General features: G+C 49.8%; 23 protein-coding genes and 1 pseudogene. 20 read left to right on the top strand and 4 right to left on the bottom strand.

The genetic code is table 11. From position 1 onward, the window contains the following. The first annotated feature begins 1 nt into the window (after position 1). The 9 genes from L1F29_RS27460 (at position 2) to L1F29_RS27420 (ending at position 8,220) form a co-directional block, all read left to right on the top strand. Positions 2-139, top strand: a complete 138-nt coding sequence (locus tag L1F29_RS27460; RefSeq protein WP_258385204.1) for a paeninodin family lasso peptide — start codon at positions 2-4, stop codon at positions 137-139. Positions 140-240: 101 nt separating this feature from the next. Continuing rightward, complete coding sequence (locus tag L1F29_RS27455) at positions 241-1,188, top strand: HPr kinase/phosphorylase (RefSeq protein WP_258385203.1); 948 nt, start codon at positions 241-243, stop codon at positions 1,186-1,188. Further along, on the top strand, positions 1,185-1,481 hold the full coding sequence (locus L1F29_RS27450; protein ID WP_258385202.1) for a lasso peptide biosynthesis PqqD family chaperone: 297 nt from the start codon (positions 1,185-1,187) through the stop codon (positions 1,479-1,481). The genes L1F29_RS27455 and L1F29_RS27450 overlap by 4 nt, the downstream gene beginning before the upstream one ends. A 43-nt stretch (positions 1,482-1,524) precedes the next feature. After that, a complete protein-coding gene (locus L1F29_RS27445) occupies positions 1,525-1,938 on the top strand; it encodes a lasso peptide biosynthesis B2 protein (protein ID WP_258389825.1) in 414 nt (137 codons plus the stop codon). 2 nt (positions 1,939-1,940) lie between these two features. Continuing rightward, entirely contained in the window at positions 1,941-3,107 is a 1,167-nt protein-coding gene (locus L1F29_RS27440) for a nucleotidyltransferase domain-containing protein (protein WP_258385201.1), read from the top strand. Positions 3,108-3,248: 141 nt separating this feature from the next. After that, the gene (locus L1F29_RS27435) at positions 3,249-5,189 is read left to right on the top strand and encodes an asparagine synthase-related protein (protein WP_258385200.1); all 1,941 of its coding nucleotides are present in this window, start codon (positions 3,249-3,251) and stop codon (positions 5,187-5,189) included. Between the two features lie 30 nt (positions 5,190-5,219). Beyond that, positions 5,220-5,360 carry a paeninodin family lasso peptide gene (locus L1F29_RS27430; protein ID WP_258385199.1) on the top strand — a complete coding sequence of 47 codons (141 nt, stop codon included), beginning with the start codon at positions 5,220-5,222 and terminating at the stop codon, positions 5,358-5,360. A gap of 108 nt (positions 5,361-5,468) precedes the next feature. Further along, the gene (locus L1F29_RS27425) at positions 5,469-6,404 is read left to right on the top strand and encodes a phosphoenolpyruvate carboxykinase (ATP) (protein WP_258389824.1); all 936 of its coding nucleotides are present in this window, start codon (positions 5,469-5,471) and stop codon (positions 6,402-6,404) included. Positions 6,405-6,417: 13 nt separating this feature from the next. Beyond that, on the top strand, positions 6,418-8,220 hold the full coding sequence (locus L1F29_RS27420) for an ABC transporter ATP-binding protein (RefSeq protein ID WP_258385198.1): 1,803 nt from the start codon (positions 6,418-6,420) through the stop codon (positions 8,218-8,220). Positions 8,221-8,340: 120 nt separating this feature from the next. On the opposite strand, the gene L1F29_RS27415 is transcribed toward L1F29_RS27420, so the two are convergent. Further along, on the bottom strand, positions 8,341-8,487 hold the full coding sequence (locus tag L1F29_RS27415) for an adenylyl-sulfate kinase (protein WP_258389823.1): 147 nt from the start codon (positions 8,485-8,487) through the stop codon (positions 8,341-8,343). Between the two features lie 214 nt (positions 8,488-8,701). On the opposite strand from L1F29_RS27415, the gene L1F29_RS27410 reads away from it, so the two are divergent. From L1F29_RS27410 to L1F29_RS27385, 6 genes are all read left to right on the top strand, one after another. Next, the gene (locus L1F29_RS27410) at positions 8,702-8,872 is read left to right on the top strand and encodes a hypothetical protein (RefSeq protein WP_258385197.1); all 171 of its coding nucleotides are present in this window, start codon (positions 8,702-8,704) and stop codon (positions 8,870-8,872) included. Positions 8,873-9,247: 375 nt separating this feature from the next. Continuing rightward, the gene (locus tag L1F29_RS27405) at positions 9,248-9,460 is read left to right on the top strand and encodes a phosphotransferase family protein (protein WP_258385196.1); all 213 of its coding nucleotides are present in this window, start codon (positions 9,248-9,250) and stop codon (positions 9,458-9,460) included. Between the two features lie 70 nt (positions 9,461-9,530). Next, positions 9,531-10,661, top strand: a complete 1,131-nt coding sequence (locus L1F29_RS27400) for an ROK family protein (protein ID WP_258385195.1) — start codon at positions 9,531-9,533, stop codon at positions 10,659-10,661. Positions 10,662-10,681: 20 nt separating this feature from the next. Further along, positions 10,682-11,407, top strand: a complete 726-nt coding sequence (locus L1F29_RS27395; RefSeq protein ID WP_258385194.1) for a 6-phosphogluconolactonase — start codon at positions 10,682-10,684, stop codon at positions 11,405-11,407. Between the two features lie 12 nt (positions 11,408-11,419). Beyond that, positions 11,420-12,331, top strand: coding sequence for an ROK family protein (locus L1F29_RS27390; protein WP_258385193.1), 912 nt, complete (start codon positions 11,420-11,422; stop codon positions 12,329-12,331). 5 nt (positions 12,332-12,336) lie between these two features. Next, positions 12,337-13,722 (top strand): family 4 glycosyl hydrolase, encoded by a 1,386-nt coding sequence (locus tag L1F29_RS27385; protein WP_258385192.1) that lies wholly within the window; start codon positions 12,337-12,339, stop codon positions 13,720-13,722. 361 nt (positions 13,723-14,083) lie between these two features. Here L1F29_RS27385 and L1F29_RS27380 read toward each other — a convergent pair whose 3' ends face one another. Beyond that, positions 14,084-17,356: an S-layer homology domain-containing protein gene (locus tag L1F29_RS27380; RefSeq protein WP_258385191.1), complete on the bottom strand. Its 3,273-nt coding sequence runs from the start codon at positions 17,354-17,356 to the stop codon at positions 14,084-14,086. Between the two features lie 428 nt (positions 17,357-17,784). On the opposite strand from L1F29_RS27380, the gene L1F29_RS27375 reads away from it, so the two are divergent. The 5 genes from L1F29_RS27375 (at position 17,785) to L1F29_RS27355 (ending at position 22,620) form a co-directional block, all read left to right on the top strand. Then, a complete protein-coding gene (locus L1F29_RS27375) occupies positions 17,785-18,483 on the top strand; it encodes a response regulator transcription factor (RefSeq protein WP_258385190.1) in 699 nt (232 codons plus the stop codon). A 1-nt stretch (position 18,484) separates the two neighbouring features. Further along, on the top strand, positions 18,485-19,420 hold the full coding sequence (locus L1F29_RS27370) for a sensor histidine kinase (protein ID WP_258385189.1): 936 nt from the start codon (positions 18,485-18,487) through the stop codon (positions 19,418-19,420). A gap of 133 nt (positions 19,421-19,553) precedes the next feature. Further along, entirely contained in the window at positions 19,554-20,486 is a 933-nt protein-coding gene (locus L1F29_RS27365; protein ID WP_258385188.1) for an ABC transporter ATP-binding protein, read from the top strand. Next, positions 20,470-21,165: an ABC transporter permease gene (locus tag L1F29_RS27360; protein WP_258385187.1), complete on the top strand. Its 696-nt coding sequence runs from the start codon at positions 20,470-20,472 to the stop codon at positions 21,163-21,165. The genes L1F29_RS27365 and L1F29_RS27360 overlap by 17 nt, the downstream gene beginning before the upstream one ends. Positions 21,166-21,192: 27 nt before the next feature. Beyond that, entirely contained in the window at positions 21,193-22,620 is a 1,428-nt protein-coding gene (locus L1F29_RS27355) for an alpha/beta hydrolase family protein (RefSeq protein ID WP_258385186.1), read from the top strand. Between the two features lie 346 nt (positions 22,621-22,966). Here the strand turns inward: L1F29_RS27355 and L1F29_RS27350 are convergent. Beyond that, positions 22,967-23,397, bottom strand: a pseudogene (locus L1F29_RS27350) (IS110 family transposase); the annotation flags it as partial. Between the two features lie 903 nt (positions 23,398-24,300). Continuing rightward, a complete protein-coding gene (locus tag L1F29_RS27345; protein WP_258385185.1) occupies positions 24,301-25,146 on the bottom strand; it encodes a hypothetical protein in 846 nt (281 codons plus the stop codon). Positions 25,147-25,197 lie beyond the last annotated feature (51 nt).

Below are 25,197 nucleotides of genomic sequence, written 5' to 3'. Positions count from 1 at the left end.
CATGACAAACGAAGAGAAAAAAGAATGGATGGTTCCGACTCTGGAATCCCTCAACGTAAGTGAAACGATGTATGGCAAAGGCATCACAACGATCGACTTCGTTACGACAGACGATATAGACATCTACAATCCAAGCTAAGTTTACTTTTCTCTTCACTTATTCCTTATGTGTCCTTATACCATCCGCTAAGGATTATATAAGGACATCTTCCTTCATTAACGGCGAGAGAGGTGAACGGTATGATATCAGTGGTGCAGCAAACCGTATATATGGCCTTCGGCTTACGGATTTCAAGCGAAATTCCGCTGCCTGAGCTGCCCGTATCCGTTGATGTAGAAGAATGTGCAAATGTGGATATCGTCATTGAAACGGGCGTTCCGGACCGGTTATGGGTCCAATTGAAGTCCGCCGGCAGTAATTTCGCGCGCATCGATAACCGGTTTCTGTTTCTTATTCCGGAGACGGCCTTTTATTGCATCGAAGATGGACGCAAAATTACGGTTTCTCCTCTTGCGGGAGCGGATCCGGAGAAAGTTCGCGAGTACTTGTTGGGTCCCTGCATGGGTGCGCTGCTGATGATTCGAAATACGCTGCCTTTGCACGGAAGCGCGGTCGAAATCGACGGCAAAGCGTATGCCTTTCTTGGCGATTCGGGAGCGGGGAAATCGACGCTCGCGGCCGCTTTTGTCAGTGAGGGGCATCGGCTTGTAAGCGACGACGTCATTGCGGTTACCCTGGCGGACGACGGCGGAATGCCTGTGGTTGCGCCATCCTATCCGCAGCAGAAGCTGTGGCGGGAATGCCTCGATCTTGGCATGAGCATGGAACGCGGGAATTATCGGCCGGTTTACCGGAAAACCGCGAAATACGCCGTGCCGGCGGCCATCCGATTTTGCGACGATCCAATCCCGTTTGCGGGAGCGTTCGAGCTGGTAAAGTCGCAGGCGGAAGCAGTCAGCGTTAGACCCTTGCCGAATCTCGAACGGCTTGGCGTCATGCTGCTTCATACGTACCGGAACCAACGGATTCGCCGTCTCGGGCTGGAGCAATGGCATTTCAAGGCTTCGGCGGGCATAGCTAAGCAAATGAAGGGGTATCAATTAAACAGGCCGCTTGAAGGGTTTACGGTCAATCGACTCGTATCCGAGATCATTCAAACGATTAGAGAAGGAGAGGAAGCCAAATGACGAATTCAAACGTTGAAGAACAAACGGTCGTTCAGTCGGCGGGCAGCGTTGTTAGCGACATGAGCGGGGAGAAGGTCATGTTCTGCGTCGATTCCGGAAAATATTACAATCTTGGCGCGATCGGCGGCAGGGTTTGGGAGCTTATCGCTTCGCCAATCCCGGTAAGACAGCTGGTTGACGAGCTCGTGGCCGAATACAACGTCGAGCGCTCGGTTTGCGAGGAACAGGTGACCGCATTTCTGAGGAACCTGCAGGAGGAAGCGTTGATCGAGGTCCGGAAAGGTGAAGCGTAACCTGGCGAAGTTTCTGTCATTGCCTGGGGAGAGGAAGCGGCTGATGCTGGAAGCGCTGATGTATTTGGGGCTGGCACGCGTGATGAAAGCGATGCCGTTCTCCACGATCGCGCCTTCCCTAGGAAAACGCTTGGTGGAAACGCCGATGGCTCGCATTCCGTCGGATGAGAACACAATCCGCTGCGTATCGAAGGCGGTCGGGGTCATGAGCCGCCACACGTTCTGGGAAAGCCAATGTTTGGTCAGGGCGATCGCCGCCAAAAAAATGCTGGAACGGCGGAAGATCGAGAGTACGCTTTATTTGGGAACGGCGAGGGATGCCGAAGGGAAGATGATCGCTCATGCTTGGCTTCGAAGCGGGCCCTTCTATGTGACCGGAGCCGAGGAAATGCGGATGTTCACGGTGGTGGCCTTATTCGGATCGGAAAAACGCGGGGAGAGGATGGAAGGTGCCTGAATATGGATAACGATTGTACGCTTGATTTAAGGGCTTTTCCGGAGGAATTAAACATCATGCTGGCGTTCTTGCGGACGGGTGCCGATCCACAAGCGCAGCAATCGGATAAACCATCGCTGCCGAACATCGATTGGAATCAATTTCTGGCACTGGTCCGACATCACCGGGTTTATCCGCAGCTGTATGCCACTATGAAAACCAGCGAATTGATTCCTGCCGATGTTCTGCAAGCCCTTCATCGCGATTTCGTTCAAAATACGTTTCAAATGCTTCGTTTAAGCGGAGAAATGGAACGGGTTTGCAGGACCTTTCAGGAGAACGGAGTACTTCCGTTAGTCCTGAAAGGGCCGGTGCTTGCCCAGGATTTATACGGGGATCTCTCGCTCAGGACGTCCAAGGACTTGGACATTCTCATTCCGATAGCCGACGTCGAGACCGTGGAGAACATGCTGCTGCAGCTTGGCTATAATAGCGATAAAAGCGTTCCGCGCGTATTCAACTGGAAGTGGAAGGTTCACCATATTTCCTTTACGCACCCGCAAACGAGAATTCAATTGGAAATTCATTGGCGGCTCAATTCCGACATGGGGAAAGAACCGCCGTTCGAAGAGCTCTGGAAACGGAGAAGGCGCAGCCCGCTTTCCAAACATGACGTCTTTTTGCTCGGGAGCGAAGACCTCTTCATGTATCTCGTATCGCATGGCGCCCGTCACGGCTGGTTTCGGCTCCGCTGGCTGGCGGACATCGACAGGATGGCGCGCCGAAACTTGAATTGGGGCATGCTCATCCCGCTCATGCGCCGTTACCGCTGTCTGCATTTGGGCGGGCAGGCGCTTACGCTGGCCTCCGGCTTGTTCCGCACGCCGATTCCGCATGAAGCAGGGCCGATGCTCCTAGGCGCGCATCAGCGCGAACTGGCGCAGCGTTCGCTCTATTTCATCCGGGACATGGTCTCTTTTGCGCCGGGCTCCAAGGAATTGGACAGAACGTATAAACGATATTTGTTTGCATTGAAGACGAAGCGGCAAAAGTCGGTTTATTTGATCAGTCAGTTATATCCCAGCTTCCGGGATACAGAGGCGCTGCCGCTTCCGAAGGCCTTGCATTTTCTATATTTTCCTTTAAGGCCGTTCGTTTGGTTATGGCGGCAGGTGAGGCAGGAAATATGATAAGCCCTCCACATGCTAACCCAGGGACGCCCCCTTAAAGTTAAGTGAATATTCGAAATAATATAAAAATAAGGCATTTTTACTGCCGGATATGATAAAACGAATCCGCGCAGCGGGATGTCAAGCAACACCGGAGGAAATATGAGCGCAATTGCCGGCATTCTTTGTTATGACGAAGAGACTGTATCGATAGAGGACAGCAAGAAGCTTATGCAAGCATTGCGAAGATACCCGGCCGATGACGTGCAAATCTGGCAAGGCGGACCCGTATTTCTGGGCTGCCATGCCCAATGGATTACTCCGGAATCGGTCCATGAACGTCTGCCCTATTATGACGGTCTCAATCGGCTGGCCATAACCGCGGATGCGATCATCGACAACCGGGAGGAATTGTTTAACCGGCTGCAGGTAGATCATGACCGGCGGAAAGGGATGACCGACAGCGAGCTTATTTTATTGGCATACCTGAAATGGGAGAGGGCAGCCCCTCGCTATTTGATCGGCGATTTCGCCTTTGTCCTCTGGGATGAGAAGAAGCGCCTTCTGTTCGGAGCCCGCGATTTATTGGGAAGCCGTACGCTGTATTATCACCGGCAAGAGCGGCAGTTCGCTTTTTGCACAGCGGTCAATCCGTTATTCGAACTAACCGGCGTCAAGAAGGCGCTTAACGAGTCATGGTTTGCGGAGTTTCTGGCGATTCCCATTATTCTCGACTCCATCGAGGTGAATGCCACGGTATACCGCGATATCGAGCAGTTGCCTCCGGCACACTGGCTTACGGTCGAGGACGGGAAATTGGCGCTGGGGCAGTACGATTCGTTGGAAGCGCCTCGGGAGCAGCTTCGGCTGAAAACGAACGGCGAATACGAGGAAGCGTTTCGAGACGTTTTCCAGGAAGCCGTCGCGTCGAAGCTTCGGACATTCCGGCAGGTCGGCGCAAGCTTAAGCGGAGGATTGGACTCAGGCGCAGTTGTCGGCTTTGCCGCGAACCCTTTGCTTAAAGAAGGGAAAACCTTGCATACCTACAGTTACGTTCCTTCGCCCGATTTCGTGGATTGGACCTCGAGAAGGGTGGTTGCCGATGAAAGTCCTTACATTCAAGCCGCCGTACGGCACGTAGGGAATATCAAGCACAACGGCTTGGATTTTCCAGGCAGAAACTCGTTCGATGAAATCGACGACTTGATCGGGCTTCTGGAGGCGCCTTATAAGTTCTTCGAGAATTCGTTCTGGATCAAAGGGATTCTTGAAAAAGCGCAGCAGGATGGCGTCGGCGTGCTTTTGACTGGCGCGCGGGGGAATTACTCCATTTCCTGGGGCCCGGCCATGGACTATTATGCCAAACTTTTAAGGAAACTGCGCTGGTTCCATTTTTACCGAGAGCTCAAGCATTATGGAAGACGAATGAATATCGGAAGATCCCGGTTGCTACCCATCATCGGCAAACAGGCCTTTCCATATGCGACCCGATCTTTTTATTCCAGAAGGGCGAAGAACGAAATTCCGCATGTCATCCATCCGGATTTGGCGGCAAGAACGAACGTTTTCGAAAAGCTTCGCCTTCATGATGTCGGCTTGGAAGGCGCCTCATTCGACGAGTTCGAGGCGAGAGACTATCAATTCGGAAATTTGGCGGCCTCTAACCATCAAGGTACATCCGTAACCAAGTTTTCCTTGCCCTACTCCGTTTGGGAACGGGACCCGACAGCCGATCCGAGAGTGGTTCGCTTCTGCCTGTCCGTGCCGATCGAGCAGTATGTCCAGAACGGGATGGATCGTTCGCTCGTCCGAAGGGCGACCGAATCGTATTTGCCTGATGACGTTCGGTTAAACCAACGCGTTCGCGGCGTTCAAGGGGCGGATTGGATTCATCGCATGATTCCGATGTGGCGCTTTTTTATCGAAGAGCTGCGGAAGTTATGCTGCGATCCCGTCGCCTCGCATTATTTGAACGTGGATCAGATCAAGACGTCGCTCGAGAAAATCGGACAAACCCCCAAGCCGGAGTACGCTTACGACGCGGGTGCCAGGTTATTGATGCGGGCCTTGATTGCATACCGATTCCTGCGGCAATTCCAATAATAAGCGATACTGTGAGAGGAGGTGAAACAGATGCAAAAGCAAACGCGGAATGAATGGCAGCAGCCAACGTTGGAAGTACTCGACGTCAACATGACGATGGGCGGACCGAACGGGGTGTACCCGGACAAGAACGGCAAAGGCGGCAATAACGGACATCCCCATGAATCGTAAATGCCCGTGATTCCTGACAGCACCAATTTGGCCCTTATACGAATAAAAGCGTATAAGGGCCTCTTCATTGTTGTTTAGTTCGATTCTACAGGAGAAAAGGTGATGAAAATGAACCCTGCTGCCATACGGACGATCTACAAAGCATTCGGGCTGACGATCGCGAGCGATATCGCCTTGCCGGAGCTGCTGCGTGAAACGGATCAAGCCTGCGACGCGGATGTTTATATCGAGAAGGCAGACTTGACTTGCGCATGGAATAAGCGAAACGGCAACGACGATTATTATGCGTTTGACAGCGGCGAATTTATGCTCAACATAGACGGCACGGGGATTTACAGCGTGCGGGGAGGAAACCGGATCAGCTTCTCTCCGGCGACCGGTGCCGAAGAAACCGCCGTACGGCTGTATCTGCTCGGAACCTGTATGGGCGCGCTGCTGTTCCAGCGCAAGTTGCTGCCTCTTCACGGAAGCGCCGTAGTCATTAACGGCAAGGCCTATGCGTTCGTAGGCGATTCCGGCGCTGGCAAATCGACCCTTGCCGCCGCCTTTCTAAGGCTCGGCTATCCGCTTCTAACCGACGATGTCATTGCCGTAACGCTTGACCGCGACCGCGTCCCCTTCGTCATTCCCGCTTATCCGCAGCAAAAGCTCTGGCAGGAAAGCCTGGACAAGCTCGGCATGCAGTCCGAACGCTATATTCCGCTGTACGAGACCAAATATGCGATACCCGTAACGTCCAGGTTCTGCAAGGAGCCTATTCCGCTGGCAGGCATCTTCGAACTCGCGAAGACGGACAAGGAAGCGACGGAGCTTCGTCATCTCCAGGGATTGGATCGGCTGCCTACCCTCCGCCATCATACCTACCGCCCTTTCCTGATCGCTCATCTGGGATTGGAGCATTGGCATTTCTCTACCTCCGTATCAATCCTCGATCGCGTCAGCATGTACCAATTGCGCAGGCCGGCTGCGGGATTTACCATTGACGATTTGGTAAGCCGAATTCTGGATGCGGTAGATGAAGACGCGAAGATTTCGCACGGATAAGGAGAGAGCGGAATTGAGACATCTGCTGATATACATCAAAAAACTGCGCGAATTTGCCGGATTCAAGCTTTATGTCAATCTGGTCGGCATGACGCTCATCAGCTTCCTAGAGGGCATCGGCATCTTCCTGCTTGTTCCCGCGCTCGGTTTGATCGGGATATTTCCCTTGGATACGAGCGGAATTCCGTTCGTTTCGTATTTGGTCAATCCGCTGCAGGCCATTCCGGAAGGGATGAGACTGCCTGTGCTGCTGGGCGGGTTCATTCTATTGATTGCAGGTCAAGCCCTTATGCAGCGCAAGCAAACCAATTTGAATTTGGAAATTCAACACGGATTTATTAGGTACCTTCGCGTGGAAATTTATCAAGGCTTGCTGCAGGCGAATTGGGCTTTCTTTCTGAGAAATAGAAGATCCGACTTCACGCATGTCATGACGAACGAGCTGATGCGCGTCAGCATGAGCACCTATCTCGCGCTGCGATTAACGACGACGCTTCTGTTTACCGCAGTCCAGATCGGCTTTGCGCTGTGGTTGTCGGTAAAGCTTACGGCCATGGTCCTGATCTGCGGCTTGGCGGTTGCGGTCTATTCAAGCAAGTTCATTAAACGATCGAAAACCATGGGGGATCAAACATCGGAGCTCGCGCAAAATTATATCGGCGGGATGACCGATCATTTCAACGGCATGAAGGACATTAAAAGCAACATGACGGAAGCGAAGCATTTGACGTGGTTCCGTACACTTTGCGCCCAAATGGAAAATAATCTCGTTCATTTCGGGAAAACGCAGTCCTCCTCCCAGTATGTTTACAAGGTGGCATCGGTTATTCTAATCTCGCTATTTGTTTTCTTATCCTTGGAAGTCTTCCTTATACCGGCCGAGAAGCTCGTGTTGATTATCGTGATCTTTTCCCGGTTATGGCCGAAGTTTTCGACTCTGCAGGCTAACTGGGAGCAGATCGCCCAGTCGCTGCCCGCCTTTAAGAGTCTTGCGGATCTTCAAAGGGACTGCGCGCTGGCCAAGGAACTGGATTCTTTCGACATCTCATCCAAGCGCAAACCCGTGCGCATGGGGAAAGGAATCGAATGCAGCGGCATTTATTATCGCTACGACGGCAGCGGCTCCTCCTATGCCCTTCATGATATTAGCCTGTCGATCCCGGTTAACAGCATGACGGCCATCGTCGGCAAATCAGGCGCCGGCAAGAGCACCTTGATCGATATTCTGATCGGACTCATCCGGCCGGAAAAGGGAGAAGTTCTGGTAGATGGAGAAAGTCTTGCGAATGACGATAGCTTCTCGCTGAGGCGGTCCGTGAGCTACGTCTCGCAGGACCCGTTCCTGTTCCATGCAAGCATCCGGGAAAACCTGCTTATTGCCTCGCCTGATGCAAGCGAGGAACAAATGTGGGAGGCTCTGCAGTTCTCCGCATCGGATGAATTCGTGAGGAATTTGCCCCAGGGACTGGATACGGTCCTCGGAGACCGCGGGGTGAGGCTTTCGGGAGGGGAACGGCAGCGGATCGTATTGGCCCGGGCGATTTTGCGGAAGCCTTCGATTCTTATTCTGGACGAGGCGACCAGCGCGCTGGACAGCGAGAACGAGGCGAAAATTCAGAACGCATTGGATCGACTGAAGGGCAGAACGACGATCATCGTCATCGCCCATCGGCTGTCGACCATCCGGAACGCAGATCAAGTGCTTGTTTTGGAAAAAGGGCATGTGATCCAGCGGGGCGGATTTCAACAGCTCTCCGCGGACACCAAGGGGACGTTCGGCAAACTGCTGGAGTTTCAAGCCGGGGTACACGCATAATCAAATCCACGAAATAACCGGTAACGCCCCGCAAGCAGAGGCACAAGGAAGATCAACAGCTTGCGAGGTAGTTCCGCTCCACCAGGTAAGCCAATAGGAAGGCCAGCGACTGGTCGACCGTCATGTGCTCCGTATCGATGAGCAGATCCGGGCTGCCGGGGATGTCGTATTTGCCGTCGATTCCGTAAAGTTGCTGATCTGTCCGTTTCTTGCCTTCTTATACAATCCTTTCGGATCCCTCTTCTCGCATTCCTCCGAGCATTTCACGTAAATTTCGATATTGCTGTTCAAAGCCAAGCAGGTGGCAAAGAAAGAGCTGGACCGGATCTGGATGAGAGACCAGAGCGGAAAGATGCGGGGCGCTTCCGACGTCGGCAATAAACGTCGGGCTCGATGGTACAAAAAACGCACTAAGTTCCGATAATGTATATCAGGGGTATTTTATGAGTGGCGAATTTTCACCGGCTTGGAGGAAAACAATGTGAAAGCATTAGATTTGGAAATTCAGCATTTAGTGGATTCTTTGCATCTCACCAATGAAGAAATCTTGGAGAAATTCAATTTTGTCTTCGATCAGCGACAATTAACGCATGATGAAGGCAAACAGTTTCTTGATTTTTTAAGAAGAGAACTGTCCCAAAAAAGCCCCTGAGCGGGTGATACAAGGTAGGCGGCCTCTTGTTTTGGATTAATATCTGCCGCCGAGCTGCTGTTCTGCGATCTGAACCAGGCGGGGAACCGGAGCGTTCCCTATTTTGTGCTGAATATCAATACTTGGAGGGAGAACAGTCTGTCAATGAAGAAGCGTATTTCGGAAGTGATGGATATCATCAAGAGGTGATAGTCATGAATACGGATCAAATGAGCAGGTTGGACAAAACGATTCAGTAAAATTTCTCCGGCTTTTCTGTTCAAAGCGCCCGGAAGCTTGGAGCAGGAAGGATGAGTGTTGCCATCCTGATCAATGAACATCCGCTTTCCCCAAAATGAGGAAGGCGTGGAGGATTAGGAGAAGGAAATCAAGATCATGCCAAAGCTGGAGGAATGGGTCACGCTCGCCATTCCTCAGTTTGACTACGTGGGCAAACAAGACAATGGACTGCCGTTTGTCGGTTACCGGCTGCTGCCGGGAGAAATATTGGGCGAGGATGCCGTACCGTCGCTCACGGCTTCTGAACGAAGTACAATCGCCGGGCAGATCGCCACAAAGACCTTGACATGTTCGCTGACAGCTATATAATAGCTCTTAAGCGGTAATTATTTAAGTTTATTTATTAATGTAGTTAAAAAGATGGAAAACGGGTGGACCTATGAAGTCATATCTGCCAAATGACATTAAGGATGAGAATAGAAAAATCATATTCGACATTCTGCTGCAGCACCCTGAATTGGCTAAAGTCGAGATCACGGAAAAGACGGCCATGAGCTTCGTTACGGTGAGCAAGATCGTGACCTTCTTCGAACAGATCGGGATTTTGACCGCCACAGGTGAAAGCCGGGAAGGCTCCGGCGGCTTGGGAAGAAAACGGACGGTATACCGGTTTAACGAAAACAGCTACTCGACCATCGGCATTCAGATTATCGGCAGCACGATCACGGCGCTGCTCATTAATTTGACCAGCAAGATCATCGATTCGTATTCGATTGAAACGGACGTCCCGTTCTACAGCGAAGAGTTCATAGCGCTATTTAACGAGATCGTCACGCATCTGAAGAATAAAGCGAAGGAATTAAACAGCGTCGTCCTCGGGATCGGCATCGGCGTTGACGGTGCGATCAATACCCGGAAAAAGACGATCCGGATGAGAACGCAGCACAATCAAGAAAACGACTTCAATTACGAAGCGATTGTTGAGAAGCTGAAGAGTGAGGCCGACCTGCCGATTCTTCTGGAGAATGATGTGAACGCCGCAACCGTGGCGGAATTTCGGAATCTGGAAAACTCGGATCAAGCGCCGGCGAATCTGATTCATATCGCTGCGGGCGATGGGGTCGGCGGCGGATTGATCATTAATAAAGAGCTGCACCGGGGCATTCACGCAAGCGCGGGCGAGCTGGAATATATGTGCTTTGACCCGGAATATAAGCGGACTCCGTCATCCGTCGGGTGGCTGGAAAGCAAGCTTGGCATTAAACACTTGTTAAGCACGTATGACCTGAATTCCGCGGAAGATGCCGAGGCTTGCATCGATTACATCTCCAAGAATCTAGCGCTGACGATTACGAATATGATCAGCATCCTGGACATCGAGCGGATCATTATTAGCGGCAAAACCATCGCGCTGTTTCCGGAACGGATCTTAAGCCGGACCCGAAGCTATATGGAGCAATATACGGAATGGACGCCCTCTATTTCGGTGAGCGATTCCCATCATTCCACGGCAGTCGGAGCGGCCATACTCATACTTCAGCAAGAGATCATTCACGTTATTTCGGCATAATTGACAAGGAAGTGAAAACGATGATCAGAATCTTCGATACCGAAGAGGAAGTAGCAAACGAAATCGCCAGAGAGATGAAAGAGCATTTATTTAACGAGCAGCATCCCGTCTTCTGCCTGGCTTCAGGAAGCACGCCGCACAAAAGTTATCTTAAATTTGCCGGCAATCCCGAGATTCATGGGAAGATCAAGGACTTTAACTTCGTAAGCCTGGATGAATGGGTCGGAATTGACAAGAGCTCCGAAGGCAGCTGCTACCAGATGCTGAATCAGGACTTATTCTCGCTCATCTCGCTGGATGACAGCCAGATTGAATTCTTCGACGGAACATCGCCGGATCTGAAGCAGGAATGCTCGCGAATCGACCGCTACATCGAGCAGCATCCCATAACGTTCAGCTTAATGGGCGTAGGGATGAACGGACATATCGGACTCAATGAACCCGGCTGCCCGGTGTTGAATCATAGCAGTGTCGTGGAGCTGTCGGAGACGACGAAGACAGTCGCCCAGAAATATTTCAATCAGCCTACGGAATTGGAGCAAGGGATTACATTAGGTTTGGGACAGGTGATTAATAGCAAGCGAGTTATTGTCGTCATTACCGGAGAGCGTAAAGCCGACATCGTGAAGGAAATGTTCTCCAATCCAGACGCCAAGCTGCCTGCCCAGGAATTGTTCGGTTTCGAACATATTGATTTCTATTTGGATGCGGAGGCTGCAAAATATATTGACCGTCATCAAGGCTGAGGAGCGCTAGGCATGAGTAGTTTTGTTATTGGTGTAGATATCGGAGGCACGAATATTCGCGTTGGTCTGGTGAACGAGAATCTCGAGCTCATCCGGAAGGAGCAGGTTTTAACGGGCAGCTTCCAGCACGCAGAAGAGATCTTTGCAGCTATTCGGGCCATGATCGAGAAAGTCGACCATGACCGGAAAGCCAGCAAGATCGGCATGGTCCTGCCCGTCCCATGGAATGGTCGAACCGAAGTTATCGTAGACGCGACCAACATTCCTTGTCTGGAGAACGTCCCTATCGGAATGATCCAATCGTTCTTTCCGGAATATGAACTATATTTCGAGAATGACGTGAATGCAATCACGCTGCTGGAATCGGATCATGGGGCCGCCAAAGCCTATGATCAGCCGATTTACATTACGGTCAGCTCGGGAATCGGATCCGGGATCATAATGAACAAACAGCTTGTTCACGGTTCCCATGGATATGCCGGCGAGATTGGCAGCATGATTGTTTCCGACAGTGGGAAAAATCATTCCACGTTATATGACGGGACGCTGGAATCGCTCTGCAGCGGCATAGCGCTTGAAGAGGAAAGCAAGCTTCTCTATGGCAGCCATGCAACGGCAAGTCTGTTGTTTGAACAGTACCATAAGCAAGATGAGCAAGCGATAGAAGTCATTGAACTGTGGATCAAGCACTTTTCCAATGCCATTGTTTCCTTGATGCAAACGCTGGACCCGGACATCTTCGTAGTCGGAGGTGCGGTCATCCATCACAACCAATGGCTGATCGATCGCGTGACGGCTAGCGCCCGAAAGAAGGTGCTCCCGCACTTAAGCGGCCATATCCAAATAACGGTATCACATTTCGGCCCCGATGCTGGCATTATCGGAGCCGGATATAACGTATACAATAAGGCAAAAGGAGAATGATAACGATGAAAAAGTTAAAAGTTGCGTTAATTGGAGCAGGAAGTGTTTCTTTCGCGCTGGGTGCGCTTAACGATATGGTGCTGTCGGAACGTTTGAAGACGCAAGCGGATCTTGAGATCGCACTCATGGATATTTCGGAAGCGAATGTAGATCGAACCTACAATTATGCAACGGAAATGTTCACGGCTTTCGATTATCCGGCGAAGATCTGGCGGACGACGAATCTGGAGGAAGCGTTGAAAGGGTCCGACTTCGTTATCGTCGCGATTGAAGTGGAGCGTTACTTCTACTGGTCCCAAGACTTCCATATTCCGCGCCGCTACGGCAGCAAACAGATTTATGGCGAGAACGGCGGACCGGGATCGATGTTCCATACGCTGAGAAACCTGGGTCCGATGCTGAATATTGCGCAGACGATGGAGAAAGTATGTCCGGATGCATGGCTCATCAACTATACGAATCCGGAAGCCAAGCTGGTAGAAGCCATCTCTAAGCTTACTTCGATCAAAGTAGTAGGCCTGTGCCATGGTCTGGATATGGGGATCCATCAGCTGGCCGATTTTCTGGAGATGGAAGTCGGCGATATCGCCGTTGAAGGCGGCGGTTTGAATCACTTCGGCTTCTTCACGAAGGTCTGGAATAAGAAGACCGGGGAAGATCTGTACCCGCTATTCCACGAGAAGGAAAAGCAAGCGAACCGTCTGGCGCAATTTGAGCATGTTGCGTTGTCCAGAACGATGTACCGCACATACGGCTATTATCCTTATCCGGGAACAAACCATACCGGCGAGTATATTTCCTACGCAGGCGAGTTCTACGCCGGATTGGCACTGCAATACCGCTACGATCCAATCCGGGAAAAGCTGTGGGAGAAAGGCTCCAGAACGCCTGAATTCGTCTATTGCGCCGGCGCCAGCAACCTGGAGCAAGGACTGTTCGACCAAACCATGACGCAGGAGCTCTGGACGGAGCAGGCTTATATCTTCGATAAGGAAAAGGTTCATTGCAGCAACGAGTATGCGATTCCGATTATCGAATCGATCGTCTTCGGCGAGGAGCTTCACGTTAACGCCGTGAACATGCAAAATAACGGCGCCATTAAAGGTCTGCCGGACGACATGGTCGTTGAAACGCAAGCCGTCGTGAATAAGAACGGCATTTCGTTCAAACCGATGACGGTCGAGCTGCCGACTGCCATTATCGGAACGATTCATATTCAAGGCACGATTCATAAGCTGCTGATCGAGGCGTATCAGGAGAAGTCGAAGACAAAATTGCTGCAAGCGATTTTGCTTGACCCTCAAGCGCCAACTTATTATCAAGCTTGTGCGATGATCGACGAAATGTGCGAGCTGCAGAAGGATATTCTGCCTCAGTTGGAGTGGAAATAATCAAAGGGAAAACACCGGTTCGAAGGAACCGGTGTTTTTGCATGTATCTTTCAAGAAATCTTAATGCATCTCTTCGATCGGTTTTGATGCGATCTCCTGCGCACCTGAAGAGACCATACCCAGTTGGTCTAGCTTCGGAGCAAACGTGCAGTTGCTCAGGTGTTCCTATTTTCTTCATGAGTTTACGCATGGCTTCAGGTGTGTGGGGAAAGTTCCCTAGAAACCGTGATTCACCGCGTCCAGCATCTGCGACGGCAATAGAGATGATATCTTTTGATACGTCTAAACCAATGGGCTATAAGCGGACAGATTAAAGACGCAGAAAGACCGCCAAGCTGGCGGTCTTTCTGCACTTCACGCCTTATTTTTGGCTGAAATCGTAATAGAACTTCGGCCGTTCCCCGAGAAGGACCTTGTAGATGTCGTAGTTCGTCTGCATGGCGCCGGACAGGAAGGACTTATATGGACGGTCCGTGACGTTGAGGACGCCCGAATTATAGCGTTCCGCCCATTCGCCGATTCCCTGCCAATATCGGCCGAGAGGGGCTTGATCCACATAATTAAACCAATGGGCACCCACGACATAGCCGAGACTCACGGCGCCCTCCACGTAATTGCGGTAGCGCATGCCTCTCTGGAACTGGTTCACGGCCGCATTGGGCAGAAGAGGCTGCAGCCCCTGCTCCGCGGTGCCGTAGCCGAATTCGCTTAACAGAATCGGTCTGCCGCCCGATTTCGTATAGACTTCCTTCAGCAGATCGGCCTCGATTTTATAGGAGTAATAGTTAATGCTGATCACGTCGGAATATTTTCCTTCGACCTCCGCCATCACGTCGCGGAACTTCGCATTGTGGAAGGAGGTCGTGATCCAGCGATCCCCGAGCAGCAGGTGGTTCGGATCGTATTTATGGTACAGCCGCGAAACCGTTCCATAGAACGTATCGAGGTAATACCGGAAAAACGCATCCATATCCGCCCAGGACTGCGACGTTTTCACCGGAAGCTCCGCTTCAAGCAGATCGTTAAAGGAGGTAAAGCTTGTGCCCCAGTTCCGGTTGAACATATCGATGGTCTGGTATTTATCCTTCACCATTTTGACCAGACGGCCTTTAATGGCGGCGGAGCTGGCCTTCAGCTTCGGCACGTTGGAATAAAATTTGTGAAAATCGTATTCGTTGCCGATGAAATAGCCGATCAGCATCGGGTCGTTCTTGTTCGGCGGCAGCGCTTTTGCAAACGCCTCATCAATCTTGGCCGCGGCGTCAGGCGCGAAAATATCGAAGATCGAAATCCCGTCCAGCTTCGCTGAGTCTATGTCCAGCGGAAGCATTCGCGTGTAAGGGAATTGATTCTTATTGCCGAATTTCTCGGGCGAATAGCCCCCCGCGCTGTTAAAGCCCCATTTCTTCAGCCGCCCGACCGCTTCCGTATAGAAGGAGCTCTCCGTCGGAAACGCTCCCGTTTTCCTGTATTTATTTGCTATATAGAACGAGAAACTGCTGTGATCGGGCGAGATGAAAGCCGGCGCGTACGTTCCCTCATAGGGAGGGAGCGATTCAAACTGCTGCTCTCGGCCCTTGACCATCGTATAGGTTTCATGGGGGGTGATTCCGTTCATGCCCAGGCTGAAGAAAATGTTGCCGCTTGGCGTCTTCATCACCTTCCGGCCGTCGAGCTGCTGAATCGCGAAGTAGCCGGTGCCTTTCAGGCCGTATTTGGCCGCGCTGCCCGCCAGACCGCCGTAACGGTCCAGATCCGCCAGCGGCTTCAGGCTGTCGTAATAGGAAGCATCAGCCTGGGCATCCGCTTCGAGCTCCTGCTCGCTCATCACCTTCTCCGGAAAACCCGCGGTAACTATCTGACCGAACCTGTCGACCAAAATATCGCTGCTTCCATTGAGCTTGGTTTTGCGGATGGGACTCGGTTCCAGGCCGTCTTTCACGGCATAGGTTTCGAGCACGCTATACCCTGTAAGCCGGAACGTCCCGGTGTAGAGCTGAAACGCGGGGGCGTTGTCCTTGCGGTAATAGATTCGGGCCCCTTGGGTCGCCGAAGACAGCTCGACCTGAAGCGATTCGGCGTTTCGGGTCGACTTGACGTCGACGGAAGTGGTGATTCGATTGATCGATACCCTGGAAAGCTGCGGCGACCAGGATTTGGCGGCTCCGTGCTGCTCGATTTTCAAATAGCGCATCCCTGCCGGTAGCGAAGAAGCTTCATAGGCGTACTGCTGCCAATCGCCTGAAGGAGAGCCGATCGGATAGGTTTTGACCGGTATTTCCTGATACGTTTTTCCGTCCGCCGAGGCGAACACCTTGCTCTTTTCCAGCTCAATTCCGGTAAAAAAGTAGCTGTAAAAGAGCACAGAAGCGATATCGTTTTTCGTATGGTAAACAATGCTTCCCGGCGCCGTCGACGTTCGCACCATCCGTTTCGCATCGCTGCCGAAGTAAGCGGGATGGTCCGTAGCGATGTACATATTCGCGCGGCTCGTCATCAGTTTGAAGCTTTCGAGCGGATCGTACAGGCCTACGGACGGCCCCGGCGGCGATACGGACCCGACCTTATACTCGTAAACGGAAACGCCGCTGACTTCCGTTTTGCCGGAAGAGGGATGGTATACCGCGCACGTCTTCAACTGAAGCCCTCCTAGTACCGGAATGGGCGAAGTATACGGCTTGCGGGTGGACGATGTCCGGGGATCACTGCCATCCGTCGTGTAGTAGATGGTCGCGCCTGGTTTGGCGGCGCTCAGTATCGCCATGCTTCCGTAAGGAACGCTTCCCGAAGGAAGGCCTGATGTAACGTCGCCTGCGGGAACCGCGGGCGGCTTGACCGGTGTAGGTATAGCCTCCCCAGTGGCCGGGGGCGCCGCGGGTGCCGGCGCCATCGGCACGGGCGCTGCGGGTGCCGGCGCCATCGGCACGGGCGCTGCGGGTGCTGGCGCCATCGGCACGGGCGCTGCAGGTGCCGGCGCCATCGGCACGGGCGCCGCGGCCGCAGACAGGCTGCCGGGAACCTCTTTTATCGACAGGTCGATTAAGGCTGCTGCTTCCTCGCGGGTCATCGCGTCCTGAGGTCGGTACGACCACTCGCCGGAATCCTGGGTAACGTCCGAACCGTACCAGCCGTGAGCAATAATGCCGCTGATTCCTTCCGCCGCCCAGGTATCCGGCTTATCGCTGAAATTCAGCGCGCCGCCCGGAGCGAGACCCTGTTTCTTGGCAAACCGCCATACCATAACCGAAGCTTCTTGGCGTTTGACCGGCTCATTCGGTGAAAAAGTCGTATCGGAAGTGCCGTTAACGATGCCCGCCTGATAGGCGGCGCGTATATAGGCGGCTCCCCAGTGATCCCGGATATCCGGGAAGGGCGCCGGTCCTCCTTGGTCCTTCAGCTGAAAAGCGACGGTGACGAATTTGGCAAACTGGGCGCGAGTCAGTGTCTGTTTCGGACCGTAAACCCCTTCGGCGATTCCGTCCGTTATGCCAAGCGTTTTCAAGTCGTGAATATAAGCGAAATAGGGGCTTGTATCCGGCACGTCTTTAAATTCCGCCGTCGTTGCGCTGATTCCCGTGCACTGCAATGAAGCAAGGGCGATCATCGCGGCGGCTGCAATCGAAAATTTTCTCATTCCGGCTCCTCTCTTACTAAATTTTTCCTCTCCAATTATAAAATCGGGCCTGTCCAACGATATAAGGGGGTGAAAAAATGATAATTCACTCAGAAATTTTCCTTTCAAATTCCAGCGCGGTTTCCAGCCGCAAATAAAGAGACCGCCGCGGCGGTCTCCGTGAAAGCCTTCCTCCAATACAAGCGGCACTGATGCCTCCCTAACTGATGTTCTGTTGGTCATGCACGCTGACGCGATGAACTACAACCGCATTCCGGACATGAAAGCCGAAAGTCATTGCTACGCTGGTACCACCCCGAAAAGGCAGCATGCGGACAAAGCTTAAGATTTGTGGACTCGATCACATTTATTTGCAGAAAGTTCTTTGAGCAGGATGATATAATCAGATAGACAGTAGCAAAGTTTTTATGAACGAAAGGTTGAAATTAATGAAGCATCGCATTCTTCTTGTAGAAGACGATCTATCAATCAGCAACATGGTCAAAGGTTATTTATCAAAAGAGGGGTTTGGCATTGTTTGCGCTTTTAATGGGGAAGAAGCATATCAAATTTTTTTGCGTGAGAAGTTCGATTTAATCTTGTTAGACCTGATGCTCCCGAAGCTGAATGGCATGGATTTTCTGAAAATGATTCGTGAATCAAGTCATTTGCCGATTTTAATATTGTCCGCGAAGGATGGAGAAGTGGACAAAGCATTGGGGCTTGGTTTTGGAGCCGACGATTATATTACCAAACCTTTTTCAATGATCGAGCTTGCAGCGAGAGTAAATGCCGCAATAAGACGTGCGAAACAATATTCTATCCCCGAGAAGTTAGCAGAGGATAGACTTATCACCGTAAACGAGCTTACTATGGATTTGGAGAATTTTATAGTCAGTAAGAATGGCCTAGATATTAAGGTGACCTCAAAAGAGTTTGCTATCTTGAAATTATTGTTTACCAATCCGAAGCGTACGTTTACGAAAGAACAGATTTACGGATTAATTTGGAACGAAGACTATTATGGGAACGAGAATGTCATTAACGTTCACATGAAACGATTAAGAGACAAGATCGAAGATCATCCTTCAGAGCCCAAATATATTAAAACGCTTTGGGGGTTCGGGTACCGATTGGGGGAATTCTGATTTGAACTTAATAGGAATCTGCATCATTGTCCTGTTATCCATCGTCATCTATTTACAATATAAATCAAGACGGGAAGACAGAAGCAGCTTGAGATATATAACCAGTAAATTGAATACGATCATCTCCGATAATAGCTCAGAGAAGCTTCTTCTGGTCACCGGCGACCCAAATTTGAAAGATATGGTCATAGAGATAAACCGTCTGCTCGAATCCAATCGCAAAGTTATCGTGGATTACACGCGAACCGAAATTTCCATGAAAATGATGTTGGCTAATATTTCGCACGATCTTAGAACCCCTCTTACAGTTGTACTTGGATATATAGAAACGGTATTGCATCAACCCCATTTAAGCGCGGAAGAAAGAGATCGACTATTGGCTGAGGTGCAAGATAAAGCAAAAGAATTATTAGAGTTGATCCAGAAGTTCTTTGACTTGGCCAAACTGGAGTCGGGAGACAAGAATATTCCTTTGACGCGCGTGAATATGAATGAGGTTTGTCGCAAAAGCATGCTGCTTTTTTATAACCAAATCCAGTCCGAAGATATGGAAGCGGTAATTGAAATTCCGGATGCTCGAATATTTGCCTATGGAAATGAAGAGGCATTGGAACGGATATTCAATAATTTATTATCGAATGCGATTCGATATGGCGCTGAGGGCAAGATCGTGGGTTTGACTCTAAGGCAAGACGCACATTTTATCTTTGTCGACGTTTGGGATCAAGGAAAAGGAATTACCGAAAGACATAAGGATTTGATTTTCGAAAGGATGTACACGTTAGAAGATTCCAGAAATAAAATGTACCAGGGAAGCGGCTTGGGACTTACGATTACAAAAAGGCTTGTTGAAAAGATGCGAGGCAACATTTCTTTGCGAAGCAAACCCTATGAAAAAACGACTTTCACGGTGCAATTGCAACAAATTCATTCTTAATGGACTGTCTTCTATTTTCCGCCGATTGGCGGTTTTTTTGTTCGCAAGTAAGATTTTCTTAAGATTTATATCACAAATAAGAACATTATAGCTGAGATAATAAAGTTAACCCAAAGAAAGTAGGAGAATGGTCATGACTTATATTTTGAGAACGAATCAATTGACTAAAACGTATCGAGAAAAAGAAGTTGTCCGCAATGTGAGCATGAATGTTCAAAAAGGAGAAATATATGGATTTTTAGGTCCGAACGGTGCCGGTAAAACAACGGTTATGAAGATGATGACCAATCTTGTAAAACCGACCAGAGGAGAAGTTGAGATTTTCGGTGAAAAATGGACGAATTCGTCATACGAACCGTTAAAAAGGATGGGCATTATTATCGAAAATCCGATTTTCTTCGAGAAACTGACGGCAAGAGAAAACCTAAATCTTCATTGCGAATATATGGGGTTCCATAATAGGAATGCCATAAATGAAGCGTTGGAACTGGTTAACCTGAATCAAGCCGACAGTAAACCCGTGAGAGAGTTTTCTCTCGGAATGAAGCAGAGACTGGGTATTGCCAGAGCTATAACAATAAAGCCGGAGCTGTTGATTCTAGATGAACCTATCAACGGGCTTGACCCAATCGGCATCCGCGAATTTAGAGACTTATTCAAGATGTTGAACAAAGAGTTCAACATTACGCTGCTGATATCCAGCCATATCTTGGGGGAAATCGAACAATTGGCCGATACGATCGGTGTCATTCGAGAAGGTCTTTTATTGGAGGAAATGTCTATGGAAAGCATTCGCGGTTCGCACACGGAATTTATTGAGGTGGTAACAGACGATGTAAACAGGGCAGCTTTTGTTCTCGAGCATACGCTGCACATCTCCAATTTCAAGGTTTTGGATTCCAAGCTCGTACGAATCTATGATGCAGGGATGTCATCTAGAGAGCTTATACAATCTTTTATTGCTAATGGCATTGCAATTGAAACAATAAGCAAAAAGAATCAGACACTCGATGATTATTTCTATCAACTCATACATGGAGAGGTTACGAATGTTGAATTTAATTAAACTGGAAATGCGAAGATTTGGAATTGCTGCCTATGTAAAGAGAATCATCATCATCAATCTCTTAATGAGTGCCATCGTGTTGGCTCTGTATTACGCGGTACCTCTAACTGGGGAGCCCAATCCCTTAGCCAGTTATCAGGATGCATTGTTTGTTATTGATAGGTTAGTCAGGGTTGTTTTTATCCTATATGCGGCGGTTCTTATCTCTAGACTCATTATCGGGGAATACAAGAACAAGACCATTTCATTGCTGTTCACGTACCCGATCAATCGAAAAAAGATCATACTCTCGAAGCTCTTAATCGTATGTGCGCTAACCTTTGCGATGATCTTGATTTCCAATGTATTTGTAACCTTCGTTTTCTGGATCGCCGATTCCATAGTCAGTTATATTCCTGGCTCGTTAGCCATGGAAGATTTAGTGCAACAGGCGATAAAAATCGTTGTTCAAGCAGCTGCCGCGGCTGGGATGAGCTTAATCCCATTATACTTCGGCATGTCGAAAAAATCGGTTCCTGCCACCATTCTGTCGTCCTTTATCGTTTTGCTAATTACAACGACTAGTATTTTTAGGGAGACTATGGGTTCAATCGTTGCGACATCGGTATTGTTGACGGCAGCAGGTCCGTTGGTCGCTTATTTCACGATCCGAAAAATCGAACATACGGATGCCCCTTAATAGAATTATGAAGAAAGAAGGGAATGAATGATGTTAGTACGATCTTATGTTAGGGGTCGAGAAATATCCCGGTCAGCGCTGATCCTTGCGATGCTGGTTGCCATGCTTTTTTTCTTCGCAGTTCCAGCGAATGCTGAATCCAATGGTGTTACAAGCACTGATGTTTCGTTTCTCGGTGATGGAGATGTCACGCTGCATGGAACGATAGTGGCTCCGTCGTCAACTGGCAAGCACTACCCGGGTGTTGTTATGGTAGGCGGAGCCGGACCTGTCAAGCGTGATGATTTTCAGGATGAAGCTGAGGCGTTCGCCAAACTCGGAATTGTCACCTTAATTTATGACAAAAGATCAATAGGCTATTCGATGTTGCATCGGGATTATTCAATACTCGCAAATGATGCCATTGCAGGTATGCAACTGTTGCGGGCACAGAAAAATGTAGATCCGGACAAGGTTGGAATATTCGGACTAAGCGAGGGGGCTTGGGTAGCCCCACTTGCTGCAAAACAGGCTCCTGAAACAGCTTTTGTTATTGCGGCAGGCGCTGTGGGTGTTTCGCCGGCACGTCAGCAGGCATGGGCTTATGGCGAATTTTTGCGCCATGCCGGTGTAACCGGATCGTTTCTGAAAATGATGCAGGTAAACGGTATCAGGCAGCTTGTCGATGCAGGCTTATTTACTCAGCATGATTACGATCCTGTACCGTCTTGGGAGCAAGTCCATCAACCCGTGCTAGCATTGTGGGGGGCTCTCGATCGCGAAGCGGTGCCGGAAGAGAGCTCGCACATTATTCAGCAGGCTCTTGAACGTGGAGGTAACACCCTCTATACGATTGCTTTTATTGAAGGGGCTCGACATAACTTGAATGTTACTTTCAATGGAGGCTTTGACAGACCCAATGAGCTCGCCGATGGTTTCGTAGATACAGTAGGTTCCTGGGTTAATAGTTTAGCTCAAAGCGCTCCCATCATTAGCGTTCATGTGGCGCCGCATCAGGATCGACAGAGCGTTGCAATAATGCCGCTCTCAAGGCTTGAATCCGGTTGGCTGCAGATCGGTGCTCTTCTTATTTTCATCATTGCATTCAGCAGTTATCCCTTAGTTGCTTTATACCGCATTGTATTTAAACGGCGCAGTGCTGTGTTGGCCCAATTACCGGCACGTTGGCTTGTTGCCGTTGGTTTGACAACTGTTCTTGGGTTCGTGATTTATTTCCTTTTCACTGTGGTTACTGCCGCGAATCTTATCGGTCCTGTAGTTTTAGGCCAACCCATACCTTGGCTTGTTCTTAGATTGCTAGCCGTCGCGACTATTGTACTGACAATCTTCACTTTTGCGTCATGGCGTCGGAATTTGCACCAGATCACTGGCGGAGTTCGAATACAACTTTTCTTATTGGCTTTAGCTGGTGTTGTGTTCATTCCTTGGGCGTTTTACTGGGGACTTCTAATATAGGTTCGCCCTCATCAGGGAGATTCCAGGCAGGGTGAGAATATTTTTGTTTTATTAAATAGTTCGTATCCGCTAGTTGCATTCGCTTCTTCGTTTAAATACTTTAGTATTAGATTTATCGACCATCCACTTCAAATGTTGTAAATGCTTTTAGTGATGAATTTAGGATATTGTTTGCGAATGAACTAAATGAGCGCCTGCAACTTGACGAAAGAACATTTCCCTCGGTACAATGCAGTTCTCTCACGAATGCTCGCTTATTCGCAGGATCTCTCCAATGGATAAATCGCTATCCGGATAGAAGAGGGGATGTACCGTCAAATTCGGCAACCGAAGCGCATGCGGGCACTTCACTGGTTTCTTTGATGAAGGTGTAGTAGCCGTTTTTCACCATGTCGGCGATAACCAAGGCATCCTTGATGTCGCTTTTGGATGGCGTATTGTCGCGATTTTCCTTGTTCTTTTTGACGAGATGAGGATTCACCAACACGACCTCGAGGCTGCGATCTTTGAGCCAGGTAGCGAGGCTGAGCCAGTAGTGGCCGGTTGGTTCCATGCCGATGATGGCGTCGTCTAGTTGGTTCGTTTCATCCACTGGAGCAGTTGGCGAAAGCCGGTGTCGTCGTTGGAAAAGTGAAGTGGAGTGCCAAGCAGGATTCCGCGAAAGTTGACGGCGCGAGCAACGTGGGACTGCTGGGCGATGTCGATGCCGACGACAAGATGCTGGGTTGAAATACGTTCGAGCAGTTGATTTTGTTTGGCTTGAGCTTTAAACTTCAAGATAGAGCGACCTCCTTAAGATGGCTAAAGGGCTATGACCCGTGACTAACCCATCGTACCGGAGGCGCTCGTTTTTGTGCAAAGCGCAAAATTAACGCTCTACAGGAATCCTAACGGGACACGATAGTTCAACACATCTTGGAGCAGCTTGCCAATGGCAGTTGCTCTTTTTCCGTTACGCTCCCTCCCCTCACATTCCTTCGTCCTATCTATCCAAGGTGTGGAGTACAATCAACGTTTACGGAACGGGTAGCTGCTAATGGCGGTTGAGTTTTATTCACGGAGAACGTTTATCCTTCTCTCGTCATGGCTACATGCATTCGAGCCAATTTCCCAATCAACTTCATCATGGATTGCATTTTCGTCATTCGTTTTACCTGATTTAGCAAATAACAACTCACTTGTAACGCATCATGTTAAGGGGAGATCAATAGAGTAGATGTCATACTACCAAGTGATATCGAAAAGGTATACTTTGTGGTTATGGATGGGAAAAACTTTATATGGTAAAATTTAGTTGATTTAGTTAGAGTAAAAGTTTTACGTCTTGGTCCTATTCATTATAATAGCCTCTCGGAATTAGATGCGGGAATCCATGGGTGATGCCGGAAAAATCATGAACTTAGGCTGGGAAATATGGGAGATGAAAACCAGTTTCAAAAATGGGCAGACTCCACCAATTTTCCAATCAATCCTTCTCACGCTTGTTGGATCGTTCAATGGAAGAACGACGTTTGTAGATCAGCTTCCACTTCTCCGAATCGCGAGGTGTTTTCGTAAACAGTCTGGGATCATCCTTGGTTTTTGTGTAGAAGGTACGGCCATACTTAGCTTTGGAACAGCCGCAGGTCGGCGAACATCTCCACTTGCGACGATGGAGCTTGTAGTCGGTTCCGTTGGGCTTCATTGGATTTCCGTTTGGGCAAATCGGAATCCCTGCGGGTGAAATCTGAATCGCACTACCCCTTTGCTGGCTGTGTTCCTCTTGGAGCGAACATTTAAATCAATAAAGGGCTCCATGCCTTGATGAGTCAGCAGAAGGTAGATCGACTCCGCATCATGCGCGGCATCGAGAAGCATTTTATCGACCGTGCCCAAGGCGAAACGTTGCTTGAATTCGACTGTGCTCATGACCAAACTGACCGCATCGTGCCGGGAAGCAGGATGCAGTCTGGGGTATAAGGGTAAATCGTGTTTGCTGTCCGCTGCGGAAATCATGTACAGGTGGTAGCCGTTAAAATATTTTTCACGGGCACTGTCCCAACCCGAGTTGCAATCGGGCTGGGAGTAAAGACGATGATGGTCGCAATCAGCTATTCCGCGGGCACGACAATCACAAGTGGGCTTGCTTCGGGGATAGGCGGAAGTGACAACGGGTGTACCATCACCAGCTGCGCTGAGTGCCGAAATATCCCCGAGCAAACCTAAATTAGCAGACACGGATAGAATCTGGGATTGAAAGAAATGGAATAGACGATCCGCAGGCAGAACAGTTGGTTTATCGGTATGACGCATCATCCATTTGACCAAACGTTCGACTCTGCCTGGCGTTGTGGTGGGTGCTTTCTCGCCTTTTTTCTTTCCTTTCTTCTTGCCCTTGCGTTTGTGTTGCATGCGGGGCCTTAGGTTCTTGTCCACTGCTGGCCAAAGGCGATCGAAGAAATCATAGAACGTCCCCACTCCGGGAAGATCAGCTGGAGAGAATCCGCTCAAGATCGCGTAAATGGGTGTGCGTTTTAACTCATTCACCCATTCTGAAACCCCATCGTTGGATTCGTCAAGAGAAGAATCAGGTAAGAA

The sequence above is a fragment of the Paenibacillus spongiae genome, assembly GCF_024734895.1.
Lineage (GTDB): Bacteria > Bacillota > Bacilli > Paenibacillales > Paenibacillaceae > Paenibacillus_Z > Paenibacillus_Z spongiae.
Note: the sequence above shows the minus strand (reverse complement) of the source record. Positions and strands in the feature narration are given on the sequence as shown.

Coding starts and splice junctions, on each gene's coding strand:
- L1F29_RS27460 (WP_258385204.1), top strand. CDS start 2: ATGACAAACGAAGAGAAAAAAGAATGGATGGTTCCGACTCTGGAATCC.
- L1F29_RS27455 (WP_258385203.1), top strand. CDS start 241: ATGATATCAGTGGTGCAGCAAACCGTATATATGGCCTTCGGCTTACGG.
- L1F29_RS27450 (WP_258385202.1), top strand. CDS start 1,185: ATGACGAATTCAAACGTTGAAGAACAAACGGTCGTTCAGTCGGCGGGC.
- L1F29_RS27445 (WP_258389825.1), top strand. CDS start 1,525: ATGCTGGAAGCGCTGATGTATTTGGGGCTGGCACGCGTGATGAAAGCG.
- L1F29_RS27440 (WP_258385201.1), top strand. CDS start 1,941: ATGGATAACGATTGTACGCTTGATTTAAGGGCTTTTCCGGAGGAATTA.
- L1F29_RS27435 (WP_258385200.1), top strand. CDS start 3,249: ATGAGCGCAATTGCCGGCATTCTTTGTTATGACGAAGAGACTGTATCG.
- L1F29_RS27430 (WP_258385199.1), top strand. CDS start 5,220: ATGCAAAAGCAAACGCGGAATGAATGGCAGCAGCCAACGTTGGAAGTA.
- L1F29_RS27425 (WP_258389824.1), top strand. CDS start 5,469: ATGAACCCTGCTGCCATACGGACGATCTACAAAGCATTCGGGCTGACG.
- L1F29_RS27405 (WP_258385196.1), top strand. CDS start 9,248: ATGCCAAAGCTGGAGGAATGGGTCACGCTCGCCATTCCTCAGTTTGAC.
- L1F29_RS27400 (WP_258385195.1), top strand. CDS start 9,531: ATGAAGTCATATCTGCCAAATGACATTAAGGATGAGAATAGAAAAATC.
- L1F29_RS27395 (WP_258385194.1), top strand. CDS start 10,682: ATGATCAGAATCTTCGATACCGAAGAGGAAGTAGCAAACGAAATCGCC.
- L1F29_RS27390 (WP_258385193.1), top strand. CDS start 11,420: ATGAGTAGTTTTGTTATTGGTGTAGATATCGGAGGCACGAATATTCGC.
- L1F29_RS27385 (WP_258385192.1), top strand. CDS start 12,337: ATGAAAAAGTTAAAAGTTGCGTTAATTGGAGCAGGAAGTGTTTCTTTC.
- L1F29_RS27380 (WP_258385191.1), bottom strand. CDS start 17,356: ATGAGAAAATTTTCGATTGCAGCCGCCGCGATGATCGCCCTTGCTTCA.
- L1F29_RS27375 (WP_258385190.1), top strand. CDS start 17,785: ATGAAGCATCGCATTCTTCTTGTAGAAGACGATCTATCAATCAGCAAC.
- L1F29_RS27365 (WP_258385188.1), top strand. CDS start 19,554: ATGACTTATATTTTGAGAACGAATCAATTGACTAAAACGTATCGAGAA.
- L1F29_RS27360 (WP_258385187.1), top strand. CDS start 20,470: ATGTTGAATTTAATTAAACTGGAAATGCGAAGATTTGGAATTGCTGCC.
- L1F29_RS27355 (WP_258385186.1), top strand. CDS start 21,193: ATGATGTTAGTACGATCTTATGTTAGGGGTCGAGAAATATCCCGGTCA.